Raw genomic sequence first — 18384 nt, 5'->3', positions numbered from 1 at the left:
GAATTAAGCGGCGCTGTTCAGCCTCGCCGCACGATCAGCCCGAAACCCGTCACACCTGCCGGTAGATCGGGATCGATGAGGCCGCGGCCCTGGGCAAACTTCAGCTGGGTGGCGACATGCCGATGAGAGATGATGTCCAGCGTCAGGCGTTGAATGTCGTCCCGTTCGAAACGCACCCCGGCCTGCTCATCGGACAATGAACGCGGAGACGCCTGGAACCTCAGCATGTGGACGGCAAGACCACCTGGCCGTAGTCGACTGAGGCTGTTCAGAATCATGGCGCGTGCATCCGCGACGCTTCCCATTTCGCAAGCCAGCGTTCGCGACCACAGGAAATCGACCTGCCCCAGATCCTCTTGCGGGGCGGGCATAAAAGCGGGTGCTATCCTGATCCGCTGACGCTCGTTTGCCGGAATGTGCACCAAGCCGAGCAATGTCTGCCAGCGATTGTCGAGCCACTCTTCCGGCGTTTCTTCTGTCGATCCATGCTCGCCCATCACCAGCCGGCAGCCACGTGCGGCCAGCACCGCTGCGATCGGGCTGTCGATATCGCCCAGGCCAAGCCCCTCCGCCTCGCGCGAGATCAAGCCGTAACGCTCCAGCGCCTGGAGTATGAAGCAGGTCTCCCACAGTTCGACGGAGGGGGAGACGACGCGCCCGATTTCTTTGCACCACCGCGAGAAGGACGGTTCTCCGGTTTGTGAGAGAGTGCTGATCTGTGAGAACGGCGCCGCGAAGGTCGGAGCCTCGAGCGAGATCAATTGGTCGACGGCTCGTACGGCCTCCAGGCCCAGGGCGGTCGGCGCGGCCTCCGTCTCGACTTCATCCTCCTCGCCGGCTGGACGGTCGAGGATGATATGCAGCGCCGAAGCAGTTGCGTCCGTTTGATCGGAGATGCGGCCGAACACCGCATAGGTCATGCCGCGAAGGGCCTCGAAGCGGATCGATGCTTCACCGCCTTGCGCGGCAAGGATCGGCAATGCCAGACGCTCGATCGTGGCAACGTGCGCCTGGGCGCCCCTCATGTCGGAAAGCATGTGGACTTGAAGGTACAGGACCCCGCACGTAGCCTCGAGACCTTCGACTTTGAGAGAGAAAACGCAATAGCCCGGCGCACACCGCACATATTGCGTGTGAAAGCCGTAGCTTAGGTCGGGTTGTTGAGCCACTCCGCCAAATGGCCGGATTTTGCTGGCCACGTCGGGGAAGTAAGAGAATGGATCCAGCGCGGCCGGTGTGATCTCGGACGGAGCGGGAGGATTGTGGGCCACGATCAGGATTTCCCGCAAGTGCAAGGTACGAGGATGCTCATGCGGCGGCACGCGCGTACAGACGATCCAGTCTCTCCGCGTAGCGATCAAGGGAGAAGTTATGCGCTTGTTCGATGCCCCCTGCGGACAATTCCGCCCTTAACGGCTCATTCTCGTCAAGCCGCCGAAGGCCTTCCGCGATCGAAGACGGATCGTAAGGGTCGATCAGGATGGCCGCGCCGCCGACGATCTCGGGAATCGAACTCGTATTCGACGTCAAAACCGGGGTGCCAAGCTGCATGGCTTCAAGGATCGGTAGGCCGAAGCCTTCGTACAGCGACGGAAACATGACGGCCCGCGCGCAACGCACGAGGCGCTGCAGCAGAGGGCGTGGCAGATATTCCAGTCGGATGACCCGGCGTGATTCATCTTCGCCCAGCGTTGATAAAAGGCGCAATTCCTCTTCTGCTTGCCACGATTGCGCTCCCACGATCACGAGGGGTGTGGTCGTCGCGAGACCGAGATAGGCTTCCAGCAGGCGGCCTAGGTTCTTCTTGGGCTCGATCGATCCAAAGAACAGGAAATAGCTGCGCGGCGCCAGCCCGAACACACCCTCGACGATGCCGGAATCTTCCGCGAACGAGGCGGCATCGGCTGTCATGGCCATAGGCGACGCCTGATATGTGTTGACGATCTTATCGGTCGCGATCGGGAATTCTTTCCGGATATCGCGCGCGCTGGCTTCGGAAACGGTGGCGATCGCATCGGCCGCGCCGACGCAGGCCTCGATCAGGCTGCGATATGCCTGTTTGCCATCCAAGGTCGTATAGGGAAGCTTCAACGGCACCAGATCGTGAAGAGTGTAGATATTGCGCGCTCCAACCATGCGCACCGGCACCGGATAGGTCCAATGCATCACATCCGGCGGCAGGGGAATCGAGATCGTCAGCAGCCGGCGATAGCGGTTGAAGTAACGATGCGCCATCTCGAACAAAAAGGGGATCGTGAACAGGCGATCGAAGGTCGGAAGGCGTTGTGCGAACACCGCTTTCTCGACCCGGTCCGTCAAGGGCACGACGGCTGCCTTGCGCGGCGCGAACGGGATCAGCGCGCCGGCGCGGACAAGCGACCGTTCGCGCTTCACCTCCAGCCTGGTCTTGGCGCGTCGCGTATCCTGTGCAAGGCGTTCAAAAAACAGGGTCTCGCGCATCAGAGGGTCGTCGCCGGCATCGATGCCGAAGACGCCGTCTATCATATGCCCCTGCGCCTGGAGTGTCCTGGCAAGCACCAAGCCGTAAGTGGCAATGCCAGTGCCGCGCGCGAGAGCAAGATTGTAACCGTCGATTCCGATACGCAATGCCTGATCGTCCTTTGGTCGCGGCTCGGAGTTAGGCATACGCGCGACGCAGCGCAATCCGCTCGCCGCGCGGAAGCGCCAACTACCGCACGGCAGGGTGGAGCGGCCGGGAAAATGATCTATGATGCGTCCAGCGATGGGATGCGGGATCAACGGCTGCGATGATTAAATTCGAGAATGTCTGCAAATCCTATCACATCCGCAATTTTCACAAGCAGGTCCTGACCGATATCAACTTCGTGATCGAGCGAGGTGACAGCCTTGGCATTTGTGGGGCCAACGGCGCAGGTAAATCAACACTCATGCGCCTGATCGCGGGTGTCGAATATCCGACTAGCGGCACCGTGACGCGCCGCATGCTGACGTCGTGGCCGATCGGCTATGGTAGCTGCTTCGCGCCAAGTCTGACGGGAGCCGACAATGCGCGCTTCATCGCTCGCATCTATCGCGAGGCAGAAGACGATATCCTCAGCTATGTCGAGGAATTCGCTCGCCTCGGGCCTTATTTCTATCAGCCTGTCCAAACCTACTCCGCTGGCATGTCCGCACGCCTGGCTTTCGGCATCTCGCTGGCGATCAATTTCGAATGCTATCTCGTCGATGAAATCACGGGAGCCGGCGACGAACGATTTCGCGCGCGGTGCGAGGAGGAACTGGTCAAGCGCCGCGACACGGCGTCGCTGATCATGATATCGCACGAGCCGGGGACGCTGCGTCAATATTGCCGCCGGGGGGCGGTCCTCTATGGAGGGTCGTTGACCTTCTACGATACGATCGAAGAAGCTACGGAAATTCATCACCGCCTGCAGGCGCGTGCCGCCTGATGACGTTCCGAGGCATGTTGACAGTCGATCGTATTGGCGCGACGGACGCCGTCTACGCGAAGAAGAGTTCGCCTTGGGGCAAGCCACTTATCATGATTTCTAAAGTTCGGACGCGGGTCCGCCCTGCGGGCAGTTTGACCCTCGCGGCCCTGCTGCTCTCGGGATGTGCGACGTTGCCTGCCAGCGGCCCGACTGCGCATGATATTACGAAAAGTGCGCGCACGTCCGCCAATTCGATCGGGTTCAAGATCGTTCCCGTCGATGCGGCGATCGTGGCGGAGGTTCAGCGAGAGGACGCAAAGCTGGCCGCGCAACCAACGGCGTTTGTCGGGCTGCGCGATGAGGACAGCAACGATCTGATCGGTGCGGGCGATCAATTGCAGATCAGCATCTTTGAGGTCGGGGTTGCGCTGTTCGGTCAGGGACAATCCTTCGATCCGTCGGCCCGCGCCCAGACGATCCCGTCGATCGGAGTCGCGCGGGATGGGACGATCACCTTGCCTTATGCGGGCCGTCTCGCGGTAGCAGGCAGGACGCCCGCAGAAGTCGAGAAAATGATCGAGAACGGACTGCGCCAGCTTTCCCAGCGGCCGCAGGCGATCGTGACCTTGAAGGAAAGCATTCATAATTCGGTGATTATCTTGGGCGAGGTTCGCAGGCCCGGCCGCTACCCGTTGACGCTGGGCAAGGAACGCCTCGTTGATGCGGTAGCGTTCGCCGGTGGCACGCCCAACTCTGCGGAAGACACCATCGTCCGGGTGACGCGGGGCAACCGGATCGTTGAAGAACGGCTCGGCCGCCTGCGTGCCGGAGATCCCGGCGATTTCCAGTTGATTCCGGGCGACCGGATAGAGTTCCTGAAGCGCCCGCGGACTTTCCTGATCCTGGGCGCGTCCGGCAAGGTCTCACAGGTTCCGTTCGAGACAGGGGATGTCTCTTTGGCCGAAGCCGTGGCGCGTGCGGGAGGGCCGGCGGATGCCACGGCCGATCCTTCCGCGATCTTTCTGTTCCGATACGATCAACTGGCGGGTGCGGAGCCGCAGCCGATCGTCTATCGGCTCAATATGATGAATCCGACCAGCTATTTTCTCGCCCAGCATTTCTTGGTTCGCGATAAGGACGTGCTGTATATCGGCAATGCAGCCGCCAACCAGCCGTCTAAGCTGATCGCGGTTATCAATCAGCTCTTCTCGCCTTTCGTTACAGCCCGCGTTCTGACGCAATAGGCGCAGGTGGCGGGCCGCGTGTCTGCTATCGGCGCAGGATAAGAATTTGGTCCTCGTTGGCCGGAAACGCGAGAATAGCTTCCTTCGACCATTCTATCACACCTTCGGCGGGATCGACGCGCGCGATCGTGAACCCCTCGGCCGTTATCTCATCGACAAAAGCTCCGGCGCCCGTATCGGCATAACGCTCGGCCGTGAATTCGAGAAAGACCGTCATCGGCCGTCCGCGATCGAATATGCCGCGCATGCCGCGCCAGATCGCCCGTTCGGCCGTGTCTGCGTCGATCTTGACGATATCGACGTCCATCAGGGCGGGAAAACCGTCCAGTCGGCGGGTGCCGATCAACTCGGCGGCATCCGCGAGTGGTGCGAACTCGATCGGTATCAGATGTCCGTTCTTCGGGTCCGTTGGCGGGATCACGAAGTGGAAAAGGCCGCCGTCGACATCGCCGAGGGCATCCTCGCTAATCTCAATGATACGCTCATATCCGTTTGCCCGCGCGGATTTACGCAGTCGTTGAGCAAGAGCAGCGTTCGGCTCGATCGCATGGACGCGTCCCCTATCGCCAACCAGATCGGCGAGCAGCATCGAGAAATAGCCAAGATTGGCGCCGATGTCCGCGACCACCATTCCGGGCTTGACGAATTCCGCCAGCACCTCTGTCAGCCACATCTCCCAATAGCCATCGAGCATGAGATGTACCGACAGGCCAGCGTCTTGCGTATCAACGAACAGCTTATACCGCCCCAGAATGCGGCATAAAGCAGTGCTCTCGCCAAGATAGGCGGTTATGCAGCGCGCCCTGATCAAGGCTTCATTGTCGGTGCGGTTCTCCCGTCGCATCAGCGGCGGTGCGAGCAGGCGCAGCCGATGCGTTGGCGGCGTGTAAATCGGTTTGCGGGCAAACATGGTCCTGCACCGTCCAGTCATCGAGCAGAGAGCGCCAGGCGCCGGGTCAGGCGGCGTGCTCGCGCATACCGGCCACGATCAGCCAGCCGAGTGCATATAGGATCAGGAGTGCGACCGCGACTGTTAGCACGATCTTGCCCCGTTCGGGGAAAAGCGCCTTCACCGACATGTTGGGCTCGACGACGCGCACGACATAAAGTTGCTGCCTCTGAGCCTGATCGCGCGCCTTTTCCAGCGCCGCCGCCGCCGCCTCATACCGCTTACTGAGAAATTCCTGGCGCATCTGCAGAGTTTCATAGCCGCTGATATCGTTGACGATCGCGCTGTTGTTGCCCGTGAGACGGCCGGATTGGGCAGAGAGCTGCGCCTGAAGCGCCGAGACGCGAGCGGCGAGGGCCTGATATTGAGGGCTAGTGTGGTTGATCATTCGCCCCATCGCCGCCAGCTGCGCGCGGGCGCTGGCGAGATCCGACGTCAGCGTCGAGACGATCCCGATCTGGGCGTTGCCCAAAGCCTTGGGATCAATATCGCTGCGGACCTTGCGGAAGCGAGTAATGTCGATCTGTGTTTGCGACAGCTCGTTTTCGGTATCACGCAGCTGTCGCCCCGCCATCGCGATACTGTCCGCATAGCTGCGACGGTTGAGGACGTTGACGCGCGCCTCTCCCATCTCGAGCATCTTTTCTACGATGTCGTAAGAGTCCTGCGGCGTGAAGCTGTGCACGACCAGCGTCGTGATGCCGGTCTCGGCATTGTACTTGACCGTCACCTGATTGCGGAAATATTTGAGCAAGCGCTCGGGAGACGGTGGATCACCGTAGAGACGGGCCAGTGGATCGACGCCATCGTGCTGGAAGCGCTTGACCAGTTGTGTATCGTGACTCAGCGTCGCGACCGCATCATGCGACGTCAGATAGTCTGCAACGCTCATTGCTTCACCTTGGGCGCTGCTGATCCCGGTCGCCGCGCTCAAGGCCTGACTAATGCCGATGCCCGGCATCTGTTGCTGTCCCGCCGAGCGCACCAGGAAATGAGCCTCCGACTCATATTGCCGGGCCGCGATCAGATAATAATAGCCTGCAACCAGCAGCGTCGGGAGGACGACGAACAGCAGAAATGACTTTCGTGCCTGCACCCAAGCCAAGAGTGCCGCGCCGGATTTTGGCTCGCGATCTTCCGTGGCCGGAACCATAATGCCGTGCATGTTCATATCGTCGGTCCAGTGTGCGGGTCTAGGTGGTGTATCATCAGATCACGACACATGCATCTTGCGTCGCAAGATACGCATTGAAACTAAGCCGATCAGCATCGTGACCAAGCAAAATCCCGTCAGATAGGTGATACTGAAATATTTGTCGGTAGCGGATTTGAACACTCCGTAGCGCGCCATCTCGAAGATGTGCGGCATCGGCAGCCACAGCAGATAGCTGCGATATGGATCGGGGATCCACTCTATCTGAATGAAAGCGCCGGACAGGGGGATCATGAAATAGGTGTAAACGTGCACGAGGCGACCGATCGTGCGGTTGTCATTCGAGATGGTTGTGACGATCATCGCTTGGCCCCACGATGACCAAAACTGGAAAAAGATGGCGAGGGCAAGCATCAATGGTCGCGTGGGGAATGGTGCCTGCCCGATTGCGATCAACGCCGAAAGCATGATCAAAACGGTGCCAAGCGTTCCGCCACCTTCCAGCAGCGCGCGTGCCAACACGACATCGTCCGGGGTGACCATTCGGTGATACATCAGCGTCGCGTTCGCTTCCATCGCGCCTTCCGAACGATTCACGATGCCGCGAAACATGATGAAAATCGTGTAGCCAACCACGGTCAAGCCGAGCGGCGTGATATCTGTACTATACTCGGTATGCTGGCCCATGTGCATGATGCCGATCACCGTTGCGAGCAACATCGGCTCGGCGATCAGCCAGATATAGCCGATGTTCTCGCGACCGAAGCGGGTGTGCATTTCGCGCAACAGCAGCGCGCCGATCACGCGGGCCTGGACGCTGAAACCCCGTCTGAGTGTGCCGAACTCGGATCGTACCGCCGTCATTGTTCTGCCCTATGAAGCAATCCCAGCAGAATTGCGATATGGTCCCGCCAGCTCGGCGCGTTCCAGGTGGACGTTCGGTCTCGGAGCTGCTTAGAAAGATCGCCGTCCGCCTCTTCCAGGGCAAGAACGGTGGATTGCCACGCTGGCCCGTCCAGCGGATCCAGGAAAACCGGCGCTGCGGCGCCCGCCTCGCGGAGCGCTGGCAGATCGCTGCAGACGACAGGGACCCGAAGGCTCAACGCCTCGGCGATCGGCATGCCATAACCCTCGGCGAAGCTTGGCATGAGCAACGCGCGAGCACCCGGCAACAGGGCCACCACCTCGCGATCGGAAAGTCGGCCCTTTTCCTCGACGCAGCCTTGCAGCGCCGGGCAGCGTTCGAGCATATCGATGACCTGCTCATTCTCCCAGCCGCGCCGACCGACGATGATCAGCCTGGGGATATTGGCCGCACCTCGCTCTTCGGCCATGCGCCGCCAAAGGTTCAGTAGGAGGAGATGGTTTTTCCGCGGTTCAATCGTACCGATGCAGACGAAGTAAGGCCGACCGTCAGTGACGTAGGCAGGAAGGGGCGTATCGTCATGGATCCGGTGAAGGTGGGTGCCGATGTGGGCGACGACCGCTGACGGGTGGCGTCCGAGCCTGTCCATCCACGGCCGCAGGGCATCCAGCGTTGCATGTGAATTACAGATCACGCCATCGGTGGACGACAGGATCGTCCGCACGCGCACTTCGTGTTCTGCTGCTCCACCCGGCCGCGCATATTCCGGATATTGAAGCGGTATCAGGTCGTGGACCAAGCAGAAAAATCGCGCCCGCTCGCGCTTGAGGATTGATTGCACCAGTGCCGGCTTGGTCAGGTTGTTGGGCGAGGCTTGAACATAACAGGGGCGGGGCGCGCTGGCATCGCGCCGGACCGATCTTGGTCGCATCGCCGCCATCGCGCGCGCCGCGAAGCGCCGCATCTCCCAGATCGAACCGAAGCCCTTATGGTCCCAGCGTTCTTCGGTGGCATCAAGGAAGCGCAAGACGGCCCCGTGCGGGATGCGGCCATAGATACCGCTGGGGTGAACGGCGGCAAAGCGCAGGCGATCCGGGACGGCGGCCAGTAGCCCACGGGCATAAGCCATCTCGCAGCGATCGACGCCTGTGGGGGTCGCGTGAGGAACGCGCGAAAGCAGGCGCGAAAGATCAAGGATGATCTCCGGCTCACCGCTGCTGGTCGGTCTTTCCGGCATATCTTGCAGGCGTCCCGTACCGCGACGCTCTCTCCTCAGCCCGCCGCGATCCGGCTTGCCAGGGCGGCAAGGTCGACGGACATATCAAGCGAGGCCTCAATCGTCGCGGAAACGGTGGCGGCCACCCGATCGAGTTGATCCGGCTCGTGCAGCGATGAGATGAAGAAGCGCAGCCGTGCGCCCTGTTCGGGCACTGCGGGGTAGATGATTGGTTGAACGTTGATGCCCTGCTTGAAGAGCGCATCTGCGGCGCGCGCGGCGACGATCGAGCTGCCGGTCATGATCGGCACGATCGCGGTGCCGATCGAGGGGCCGGTGTCGAGCCCGTGCGACCGGGCGGCGGCGAGAAAGCGCGCCCCGTTCGCGCGAAGTCGGGCTACCCGCTCGGGCTCCGCACCCATAGCCTCCAGGCTGGCGAGCGCGGCGGCGGCGATAGGCGGCGGCAGGCCAACCGAATAGACGAACCCCGGCGCCGAATAGCGCAGATAGTCGATCAGCGCGGCCGATCCGGCGATGTAGCCGCCGCAGCCCGAGAGGGTTTTGGAGAGCGTCCCCATCCAGACGTCGATCTCGCGCGGGTCGACGCCCGCCGCCTCGAAGATGCCGTGGCCGCGTGCACCCAGCACGCCCAGCGAATGCGCCTCGTCCACCATCAGATGGGCGCGATGGCGCTTGGCGATCGTCACCAGCCTGGCGAGATCGGGCACGTCCCCGTCCATGCTATAATGACCCTCAACGACGATCAGCGCACGCTTGGCGGCCGAACGGGACTGAGCCAGCATCCGATCGAGTTCGGCCAGATCGTTGTGCGGGAAGACGATGCGCTTTGCTCCGCTCATCAGCGCGCCCTGGACGATGCTGTTGTGGCTCAGCGCATCGTGGATCACGAGATCCTCGCGATCGACGAGGTGGCCGATGACGGTGACGTTGGTGGCATGACCCGAGACCAGCGCGACGCAATCCTCGGCCTGATAGACGTCAGCCAGCGCGCGTTCGAGCCCCCGATGTATCGGGCGTTCGCCGGAGACGATCCGGCTGGCCGAGACCGAGGTGCCGTAGCGATCGATCGCTTCCTTGGCGGCATGGTTGACGCGGGGATCGCCGTTAAGACCCAGATAATTGTAGGAAACGAAATTATCGTAGCTGTGCCCATCGATGATGGTCGTTGCGCCGGCGACACCCTCATGGGGACGGAAGTAAGGATTGGCGATTTCCAGCGCTTCGCCCGCACGGCGGACCATGGCGAGGTCGTCCAGCACCTTGCTGCGGCCTAGTGAGAGCTTGGGCTCGGCAGGCTTAGGGCTCGTCGCAGCGGGCGTCCGTGCTACCATGCGCGCGAGGAGCTTGGCCTTGGCCTCGCCGGAAAGACCGTACGAATCATTCATTTGACTGCCGATGCCATGGCCGTCGGGGCGCAATTAAGGCGAAGTCGCGGCTGCGGCGACGAACGCGCGCTGATCGGATCGATCCGATCTAGCGGCTACGCCCTCCGGGGGGCCATCCGCAGGCAAGGAGGCACCTTCATATTTGGCCAAACGCCCGATCATCTGATCGGTGACGCTGGCCTCGCTGCTTTCTTCGCTGCCGAGGCTGCGCAGGATCCGACCCGCCATGGCCGAAAGCGTCGCGCCTTCGGAAAGCGCGAGCACGGGCACAGTGACGCCGAAGCGCTGCTCAACCGCAAGCCGAAGCTCCACCGCCATCAAACTATCCATGCCGAGTTCGGTCAGCGGCCGCTGCGCCTCGACGCGATCGGGCGCGAGCTTCATGATGCGCGCAACCTCTTCGATCAGCATCGCGGTGGCTTTTTCACGGGCTTCTTCGGGCGAGCAATGCGCGAGCAACTCGCGCAAATCGATTTCGGCTGTATCGCCACCGGCCGCAAGCTTCATGTCGGCGAAGAGTGGGCTGTCGAGCAGCGGTAGGCTGCGTGCGATTGTCGCCCAGCGCACGGTGGCGTAGCCAGCGACTGGCAGACCCGAGGCGAGCAGAGCGGGAAGCGCGTCGAGTGCTTGGCTCGCGGTCAGGTGCGCGCTGCCGAGCTGGCGGCTCAAGAGATCGCTGACGCCGGTCTCGCGCGCCAGATAACCAGCGTTGCCGATCGGGCCCCACTGCACGGCGAGGGCGTGGAGGCCCTCTGCATAGCGGCGCTCGGCGACCGCCTCGATCGCGGCGTTGGCGGCAACATAATTGCCCTGGCCCGGATTGCCCATCGGCGTCGTGACCGAGGAGAATAGCAGGAAGAGATCGATCGGATCCTCGCGTGTCAGGCGGTCGAGTGCCTCCGCGCCGCCGAGCTTAGGCGCGAGCGCGCCTGCGAAGCGATCGGCATCGAGCTGCGAGAGCAGAGCATCGTCCATTGCCACGGCGGCGTGGACCACGCCCCGGATTAGGCCGAGATCTGCGCGGATGGCATCGAGCGTAAGCCCGAGCGCTGCTTCATCTGATACGTCGACAGCATAAGTCTTGGCTTCGGCGCCCAGCGATCCGAGTTCGGCGATCGCCCCTGCCGCGCCCGGTGTCTCCGCCCCGCGCCGGCCAAGCAGGGCCAGCTTGCCCGCGCCATGCGCCGTCAGCCAGCGCGCCGTCTCCAATCCGAAACCGCTGATTCCGCCAGTGACGATATAAGTCCCGTCGGCCGCCAACTTAAGGTCGGGCGGCGCGCTGTTGTGCGCGGGCAGGACTTTGGCCGGGGCAAGCACGATCTTCCCGATATGGCCCGAGGACTGCATCAGCCTGAAGGCGTCCTCCACGTCGGCATAGTCATATTGGCGATATGGAAGCGGCCGCAGCACGCCCGTCGCCATCAGCCCGCTGATCTCAGCGAACAGTTCGGCAGCGAGCGCGGGGCGCTTGAGCGGCAGCTGGTCCGCGTCGATTCCGAAATAAGTGACGTTGTGCCGGAAGGGACGCAGCCCGATTGGCGTATTCTCGTAGAAGTCGCGCTTGCCGAGTTCCAGAAAGCGCCCGAACGGTTTCACCAGCCCCAAGCTGCGCTGCATCGCCTCGCCGGCCAAGCTGTTGAGGACGATATCGACTCCCTCGTCCTCGGTGAGGCGCATCACCTCGTCCGCGAAAGCGAGGCTACGGCTGTCGAACACCGCATCGACCCCCAGGCTTTCGAGCAACGCGCGCTTGGCGGGTGAGCCGGCGGTCGCGAAGACGCGCGCGCCCCGGTACTTGGCATATTGGATCGCGGCCAGACCGACACCGCCCGCGCCGCCGTGGATGAGGATCGTCTCGCCCTTGGAGAGGCGTCCGAGGTGGCCGACGGCATAAGCGACGGTGAGGAAAGCGACCGGCACGGTGGCCGCCGCGGCAAACTCCATGCCGCGCGGCATCCGCATCACGGCATGCGCGGCGGTGACGGTGTTCGTGGAAAGCGACGCGGGTGCGAAGGCCATCACGCGATCGCCCGGCGTAAAGCCCGCAACGTCCTTGCCCACCGCGGTGACGATGCCGGCACATTCGAGACCGAGCGTCGCGCCTGCAAAGCCATCGAGCAAGGCTTCGTCGGGCAGCAGGCCCATCGCCCACATCACGTCGCGAAAGTTGAGACCTGCAGCCTCGACTTTGATCGCCAGCTCGCCGGCACCGGGGAGGGCGGGCGTGGCTTCGCCCCACTCGAGCGAGTCAAGCAAGCCCGGGCGGCTGACTTGCAGGCGCAGCGTCTCGGCACCGGGCCGTTGACGGCGCGGCAGCCCGCGGCGGACGCGCGCGACGCTGCGCATGTCAGCCGAAAGCCAAATCTCTTGCTCTGCGGTCGGATGCAACAATTCGGCGGTGATACGGTCTACGGGCACGTCGCCTTCGATCTGGATCAGGCGGCAGCGCAGATTGGGCGCTTCGTTCGCCATCACGCGGCGGACACCCATCAGCGCCGCGGCATTGTCGCCAGCACCGGTGAGCAAAGTGATATCGGCGGTCGCTTCGGCATCGAGCCGATCCGGAAAACGAGCGACTAGCGCAAGCTGCTCGCCCAGCGTCAGGCCGAGGTTGTCGATCGCGATCAGCATAGGCATCTCGAGCGGTGCGCTTTTGAAATTCGCCAACGTGAATTGAGAAATTTCTACGCCCGCTGTTTCCAGTGCGGCGGAGAGGGCCGCCGCCTCCCCGACCACAGCATAACGTGCAACAGCAGACGCCGCGGCTTGCACGCCGGCCCGGGTGCTCGCGATCAGGATTTCGATCGGGATAAGTCCGGCCCGCAGCGTTCGCCGCTCGGGGGTTTCGAAGATGGCGAGCAGTCGATCCGAGATGCTGCCGGTGCCCGGAGCTATTAGCCGCGCGAACCGGCCCGCCTGCGCCTCCGCAAGCAACAGGATCGCGCCATCGGCCACCAGCGCGGGCAACATCTCGGCCAAGCCTGCCGGCGTTTCTGACAACAGGCCGATTACCAGATCAAAAGGCCCAGCCTCGGCCAGTTCATGTTTGGTCAGCGCCAACGCGCCCGGCACCTTGGCGAGCGTCGCGGCGAGTACGGGCTGATCGTCGGCATCGGTCAATGCGGTCAATGCGAGGGCCTGGCCCTCGAGGGCGCGCGACAGGCGCCGCGTGAACGCACCGCGTCGCGCGTCGAGTTCGAGAACGCGCAGCGGCCGCTGTTTCGGCCACGTCTCCAGCAGTCGGCTGAGCGCCGCGAGCAAGGCGTCCGAAGCGGCGCGCGCACTGGGCGCGTCATAGCGGAGCTGGTCAAGCAACGCGGCCGGCCGGGCTGTCCGGGCCTCGGGCCCATGGGCGAGTAGGGTGGGCAATTCGGCCGCGGCCTGCGCCAGCAATGTGATCTCGGCGATGGCAGCGGGGTGTTCGGCGAAGATGGTCTGAAGGATCGCGCTTGCCGAGGGCAGTTCCTCGTCGCTGAGGCGATTGCCGTCCGCCATGCCATCGGCCTGGAGCCAGCCGAGCAATTCCTTGGTCAAGGCGCGTGCCGCTACCTTTGCCTTGGTCGGATCGACGATGCCGTCGGCATTCGCCACGCCGCGCAACGCCTCCAGCGCCGCAATCGCCGCGAAGCCATCGACCAACAGCGCCGCTTCGCTCGGCTCGTCGTCCGCGCTTTCGGGCCCAAGCAAATCGGCCGATACGATCGCGACCGGCGCGTCCACCAGGGATGTAGTGAGCGCCTGCACCGGGTGGAAAAAGAGATCGTCCTGCCCGGCCTGGCCTGTGAGCGCGACGCGGACGAACCAGCAATCGTTCAATTCGGCGACGGGCTTGCCCGCCGCATCGAGCAGAAACACATCGGCGCGCACCGAGCGCGGCCCGATCCGCGTGAGGCGAAGCCGGGCAAGGGCAGGCGCGGCGCCAGCCGGATCGAGCAATCGGATGCGGCCAAAGCGCCAGGGCATGACACCGCTGCCCGCCCCCAGCCGCTCGGCGGCAAGCGACAGCAGACCCTGTAACGAGCCATCGAGCAGATCGGGGGGGAGCAGGAAGCCATCCGAGACAAGCCCCGGGCTCTTGAGATGCGCGGCCGCCTGATCGTCGCCGAAAAGATCGATGCCGATGACGCCGCGGAAAGCAGGGCCATAGTCCAGGCCCATCGCGGTCGAGAGCTCATAGAGCGTCTCGCTGGCGAAGTGGCCGATCGGCTTGGGCGGCAGATCGAAGGGCCGCGCCGGCGCGTTGCTCTCGTCGGCGGCGATCCGACCTTTGACGTGGACAGTCCAGACATCGTCGGTCAGGCGCGGACGCGAGCGGATCTCGAAATCGCTTTGCGCGGAGCCGATCCGCAGCATCGTTTCACGGACCACGCCTGGCTCCAAAACCAAAGCGCGGCCGATCTCGACATCGAAAAGTTCGAGCGCGATGGCGCCCGGATATTTCGCGCGCGCGGCCGCTAGACCCGTGTCGATCAGCGCCGCCGCAGGCACCACCGCCGTACCGCCCACCGCATGATCGGCAAGCCAGGGCTGCAAGGCGAGCCCAATATGCTGGAGCCACTCGTCACTGCCCTCATGGCTGCGCAGGCCGAGCAGCGGATGATCATAGGGCTTGATGAAATAGTCCGAGGCTTCGGTGGTACGCGGCAGCCAGAAGACCTCGCGCTGCCAAGGATAGCGGGGCAGGCCGAGCGGACTAGTCGATCCGGCAAAATCGGCGCTGCCGCGAATATCGCCGCCGGCGGCATGCCAGCGCGCGGCGATCAGCTTGACCGGATCGGACGCGGCCGGGCGGCGCTGTAGCGTCGGCACGACACGGCCCTCGGCATCGGCGCCGCGCAGCGCCTCGGCGAGATAGGAGCGCACCACCGGATGCGGCCCGACCTCGATGAAAATGCGCACACCCTCGGCGACGAGTTTCTCGGCGGCTTCTGTGAAGAGCACCGGCTCGCGGATATTGCGCCACCAATAATCCGCATCGAGGTGTGCGCCATCGAGCGCATCGCCGGTTACGGTGGAGATGAAGCCGTCGCTCTCCTGCGGCTCCAGTCCGGCAAGATCCGCGGTGAGCTGGTGCTCAATCGGGCCCATCAGCGCACTGTGGAAGGCATAATCGAGATCAAGGGGGGTGAAGCGCCAGCCCCGTGCTTTGGCTTCGGCCTCGAGCAGATCGATTCCCTCGGGCGATCCCGCGATCGTCGTGCCCTGCGTGCTGTTGTGCGCGGCGACTGCCAGCAACACGCCGTTGAGCGGCGACTGGGTGAGGATAGCGGAGGCCTGTTCGGTGCCAAGCCCGATCACCGCCATGCGTCCGGTGCCGTGCTGGGTCTGCTGGTTGCGGCTGCGCGCGGCGATCACACGCGCCGCGGCGGCCAGATCGAGCGCGCCCGAAGCCCAGGCCGCTGCAACCTCGCCGACGCTGTGGCCCATGCAATAGTCTGCGCTCACGCCCTCGGCGCGAAGCGCGGTGACCAGCGCGACTTGGATCGCGAACAACAGAGGCTGGGCGGTGGCGGTATCGCGCAGCCGCTCAGCGTCCGGCTCGAGCAGCGCCTGCGTTACCGACCAGCCGAGTTCGGGCGCGAGCACGGCCTCAACTTCGGCCAGCGCCTCGGCGAAGCCAGGGCTCATCGCCAGCGCATCCTGCGCCATGCCCGCCCATTGGCTGCCATTGCCCGAAAAGATGAAGGCAGTCTTGCCCGCGACCGCCGTATCGGTGACAGCCAGCGCATCCTTGCCGTCGCTTGTGAAGGCAGCGAGGGCGCCGGTCAGTTCGGCGGCGTCGCGCGCTGAGATAGCGATACGGCGCTCGAATTGTTGACGGCGCAACGCGGCGGCGCGGATGCGTCCGCCGAGGTCGTCCTGCTCATGCTCGACGATCGCCAGCCATTCGGCAGCCAGCGCCTTGAGCGCGGCATCCGAGCGGGCAGAAAGCAGCAGCGGCGGCAATTCGTCGGAAGTCTTTCCCGCGGCAAAAAAAGGCGAGGGGGGCGTTTCGAGCACGGCATGCGCGTTGGTGCCGCCGAAGCCGAAGCTGTTGAGCCCTATCAGCGGCCCGCTGCCTTGCGCTACCGCGCGCGCCTCGCGCACGACTTCGAGATTATGCTCATCGAATGGGATGTTGGGATTGGGGTTCTGGAGATGGAGCGAGGCGGGAATGACACCGCCTTGCGCCACCAACAACGCCTTCATCAACCCGGCCATGCCGCTCGCGGCTTCCAAATGGCCGATGTTGGTCTTCACCGAACCGATTGGCAGCTTGGCATTGCGCCGACGCCCAAGCGCGGCGCCCAGCGCGCCGGTCTCGATGGGATCGCCCGCCGGCGTGCCCGTGCCGTGAGCTTCCAAGTAGCAGAGATCGGCCGGATCGAGCCCGAAGCGACCGTACACTTCCTCGAGCAGTGCGACCTGCGCGTCCTTGTTGGGCAAGGAAAGTCCGGTGGTGTGTCCGTCGGAATTGACGCCTGTGCCGCGGATCACCGCGCGGATCGGATCGCCATCGGCCAGCGCCTGGCCCAGCGGTTTTAGGATGATGAAGCCGCCGCCCTCTGCGCGGACATAGCCATCGGCGCGCGCATCGAATGCGTGGCAACGGCCGCGAGGAGACAGCATCGAAGCCGCGGAGAAACCCACGAAGCTCTGCGGCGACAGTAACAGGCTAATCCCGCCCACCATCGCCATCGGCACCTGACCCGCCCGAATCGCCTCGCACGCCTGATGCAGCGCGACGATCGAGGACGAGCAGGCGGTATCTACCGTGAAGCTCGGCCCGCGCAGATCGAAGGTGTAGGAAACGCGATTGGCGAGGCTGCACAGTGTCGCGCCGATCATCGAATAAGCGTCGATCACGGCCGGATCGCCGACGTGCAGATTGAGATAATCCCATGAGGAACCGCCGACGAAGACGCCGACCTTCTCGCCCGCCAGCTTGGCGGCATCGAGCCCTGCATCCTCGATCGTTTCGTAGGCAAGTTCAAGCGCGAGCCGCTGCTGTGGATCAGTCTGTACGGCCTCACGCGGGCTCATGCCGAAGAAACCTGCATCGAAGCTTCTTACATCATCTATGACACCGGCAGCGAAGGTGTAGGATTTGCCTTTCTGGCCCTTCTCTGGATGATAAAGCTGCGCCTTATTCCAGCGCGTATCGGGAATTTCGGTAACGGCATCGACGCCGTCTAGCAGCAAGCGCCAGAAGCTCTCGAGATCAGCCGCCCCGGGAAAGCGGCAGGCAGCGCCGATGATAGCGATCGGCTCATGTTCGCCGGCGGACGTGCCGCTCTGGAACTCATGACGCGAACGATTCACCCAGTAGCTCCAACCCCTTAGCTCCGCCGATGCGGAAGCTCGATTACGGCTACCGGAAGCTACTAGCTGGAGCAAGGTGCAAGCAGATTGCGTCAGCCGGGCTCTATTACTACTCGGGATCGACCTTGGGAGAATTCGATGCCCGTCAAGTTGATCCGCCCTCGCCGCTTCGGAGACGATCGCGGCTGATTCGTCGAGACCTATAATGCCGGGCGCTATCCCGATCTGGGCGTGCCCGTGACCTTTGTGCAAGACAATCATTCGATGTCGCGCGATGTCAGTACGCTGCGGGGCTTGCACTATCAGGCCCGCCTTACGGCCAGGACAAGCTCGTGCGCTGCGTCCGCGGCGCGATCTGGGATGTGGCGGTGGACGTGCGCAAGGGATCGCCGACCTTCGGCAAAGGGGTTGCCGCCGAACTGACCGCGCAGAACGGCCACCAGCTGTTCGTGTCGATCGGCTTCGCGCATGGCTTCGTGACGCTGCAGCCCAATACCGAGGTCGAGTATAAATGCTCCAACCTCTACGCTCCGCAATCCGAGGGCGGGGTGATCTGGAACGATCCGACCGTCGCCTTGCCCTGGCCCCTGCCGGCTAGCGGGCCGAAGCTTAGCCCCAAGGACGAAATTCTAACGCCGCCCGACGAAGCGACGACTCCCTTACCTTATGACGGCCAGCCTTTGGAGCCCCTCGACGTATGTTCTGCCGCATCAAGGACTGGCGACGCATCGCAACCCGCTTCGACCGCAACTTCAAAAACTGGGCACCCGCATCAACGTGTCGCTGGCGGCGGTAGGGCATGCCGAGAGCATGGTTTGCCTCTCTGCCGTCTGAAG

10 protein-coding genes and 1 pseudogene are annotated in these 18384 nt (G+C 63.4%); 3 read left to right on the top strand and 8 right to left on the bottom strand.

Annotated elements, in window-relative coordinates; genetic code table 11:
- Window positions 1-17 precede the first annotated feature (17 nt).
- Complete coding sequence (locus tag HUU94_RS10255; protein WP_217429609.1) at window positions 18-1322, bottom strand: hypothetical protein; 1305 nt, start codon at window positions 1320-1322, stop codon at window positions 18-20.
- On the bottom strand, window positions 1309-2760 hold the full coding sequence (locus HUU94_RS10250) for a glycosyltransferase family 4 protein (protein WP_254602133.1): 1452 nt from the start codon (window positions 2758-2760) through the stop codon (window positions 1309-1311). Before HUU94_RS10250 ends, HUU94_RS10255 begins: the two co-directional genes overlap by 14 nt.
- 8 nt (window positions 2761-2768) lie before the next feature.
- Here HUU94_RS10250 and HUU94_RS10245 point away from each other — a divergent pair, with 8 nt between their 5' ends.
- A complete protein-coding gene (locus tag HUU94_RS10245; RefSeq protein ID WP_174274982.1) occupies window positions 2769-3431 on the top strand; it encodes an ABC transporter ATP-binding protein in 663 nt (220 codons plus the stop codon).
- Window positions 3432-3445: 14 nt separating this feature from the next.
- Window positions 3446-4657 carry a polysaccharide biosynthesis/export family protein gene (locus tag HUU94_RS10240; protein ID WP_254602131.1) on the top strand — a complete coding sequence of 404 codons (1212 nt, stop codon included), beginning with the start codon at window positions 3446-3448 and terminating at the stop codon, window positions 4655-4657.
- A gap of 25 nt (window positions 4658-4682) precedes the next feature.
- Here HUU94_RS10240 and HUU94_RS10235 read toward each other — a convergent pair whose 3' ends face one another.
- Genes HUU94_RS10235 through HUU94_RS10210 form a run of 6 tightly spaced genes read right to left on the bottom strand, consistent with a single transcriptional unit; the run spans window position 4683 to window position 17548 of the window.
- Complete coding sequence (locus tag HUU94_RS10235; protein ID WP_217429608.1) at window positions 4683-5567, bottom strand: FkbM family methyltransferase; 885 nt, start codon at window positions 5565-5567, stop codon at window positions 4683-4685.
- A gap of 46 nt (window positions 5568-5613) precedes the next feature.
- A complete protein-coding gene (locus HUU94_RS10230) occupies window positions 5614-6777 on the bottom strand; it encodes a lipopolysaccharide biosynthesis protein (protein ID WP_254602130.1) in 1164 nt (387 codons plus the stop codon).
- Window positions 6778-6819: 42 nt separating this feature from the next.
- The gene (locus tag HUU94_RS10225; RefSeq protein ID WP_174274981.1) at window positions 6820-7623 is read right to left on the bottom strand and encodes an ABC transporter permease; all 804 of its coding nucleotides are present in this window, start codon (window positions 7621-7623) and stop codon (window positions 6820-6822) included.
- Complete coding sequence (locus tag HUU94_RS10220) at window positions 7620-8861, bottom strand: glycosyltransferase family 4 protein (protein ID WP_174274980.1); 1242 nt, start codon at window positions 8859-8861, stop codon at window positions 7620-7622. Before HUU94_RS10220 ends, HUU94_RS10225 begins: the two co-directional genes overlap by 4 nt.
- Before the next feature lie 35 nt (window positions 8862-8896).
- Window positions 8897-10246: an aminotransferase class I/II-fold pyridoxal phosphate-dependent enzyme gene (locus HUU94_RS10215; RefSeq protein WP_174274979.1), complete on the bottom strand. Its 1350-nt coding sequence runs from the start codon at window positions 10244-10246 to the stop codon at window positions 8897-8899.
- A 33-nt stretch (window positions 10247-10279) separates the two neighbouring features.
- Window positions 10280-17548: a type I polyketide synthase gene (locus tag HUU94_RS10210; protein WP_174274978.1), complete on the bottom strand. Its 7269-nt coding sequence runs from the start codon at window positions 17546-17548 to the stop codon at window positions 10280-10282.
- Between the two features lie 231 nt (window positions 17549-17779).
- Here HUU94_RS10210 and rfbC point away from each other — a divergent pair.
- Window positions 17780-18384, top strand: a pseudogene (gene rfbC / locus HUU94_RS10205) (dTDP-4-dehydrorhamnose 3,5-epimerase); the annotation flags it as partial.

The sequence above is a fragment of the Sphingomonas bacterium genome, assembly GCF_903644055.1.
In the GTDB taxonomy this organism is placed as follows: domain Bacteria; phylum Pseudomonadota; class Alphaproteobacteria; order Sphingomonadales; family Sphingomonadaceae; genus Sphingomonas_I.
The sequence above is the reverse complement of the archived record's forward strand: the minus strand, read 5'-3'. Positions and strand labels throughout refer to the sequence as shown.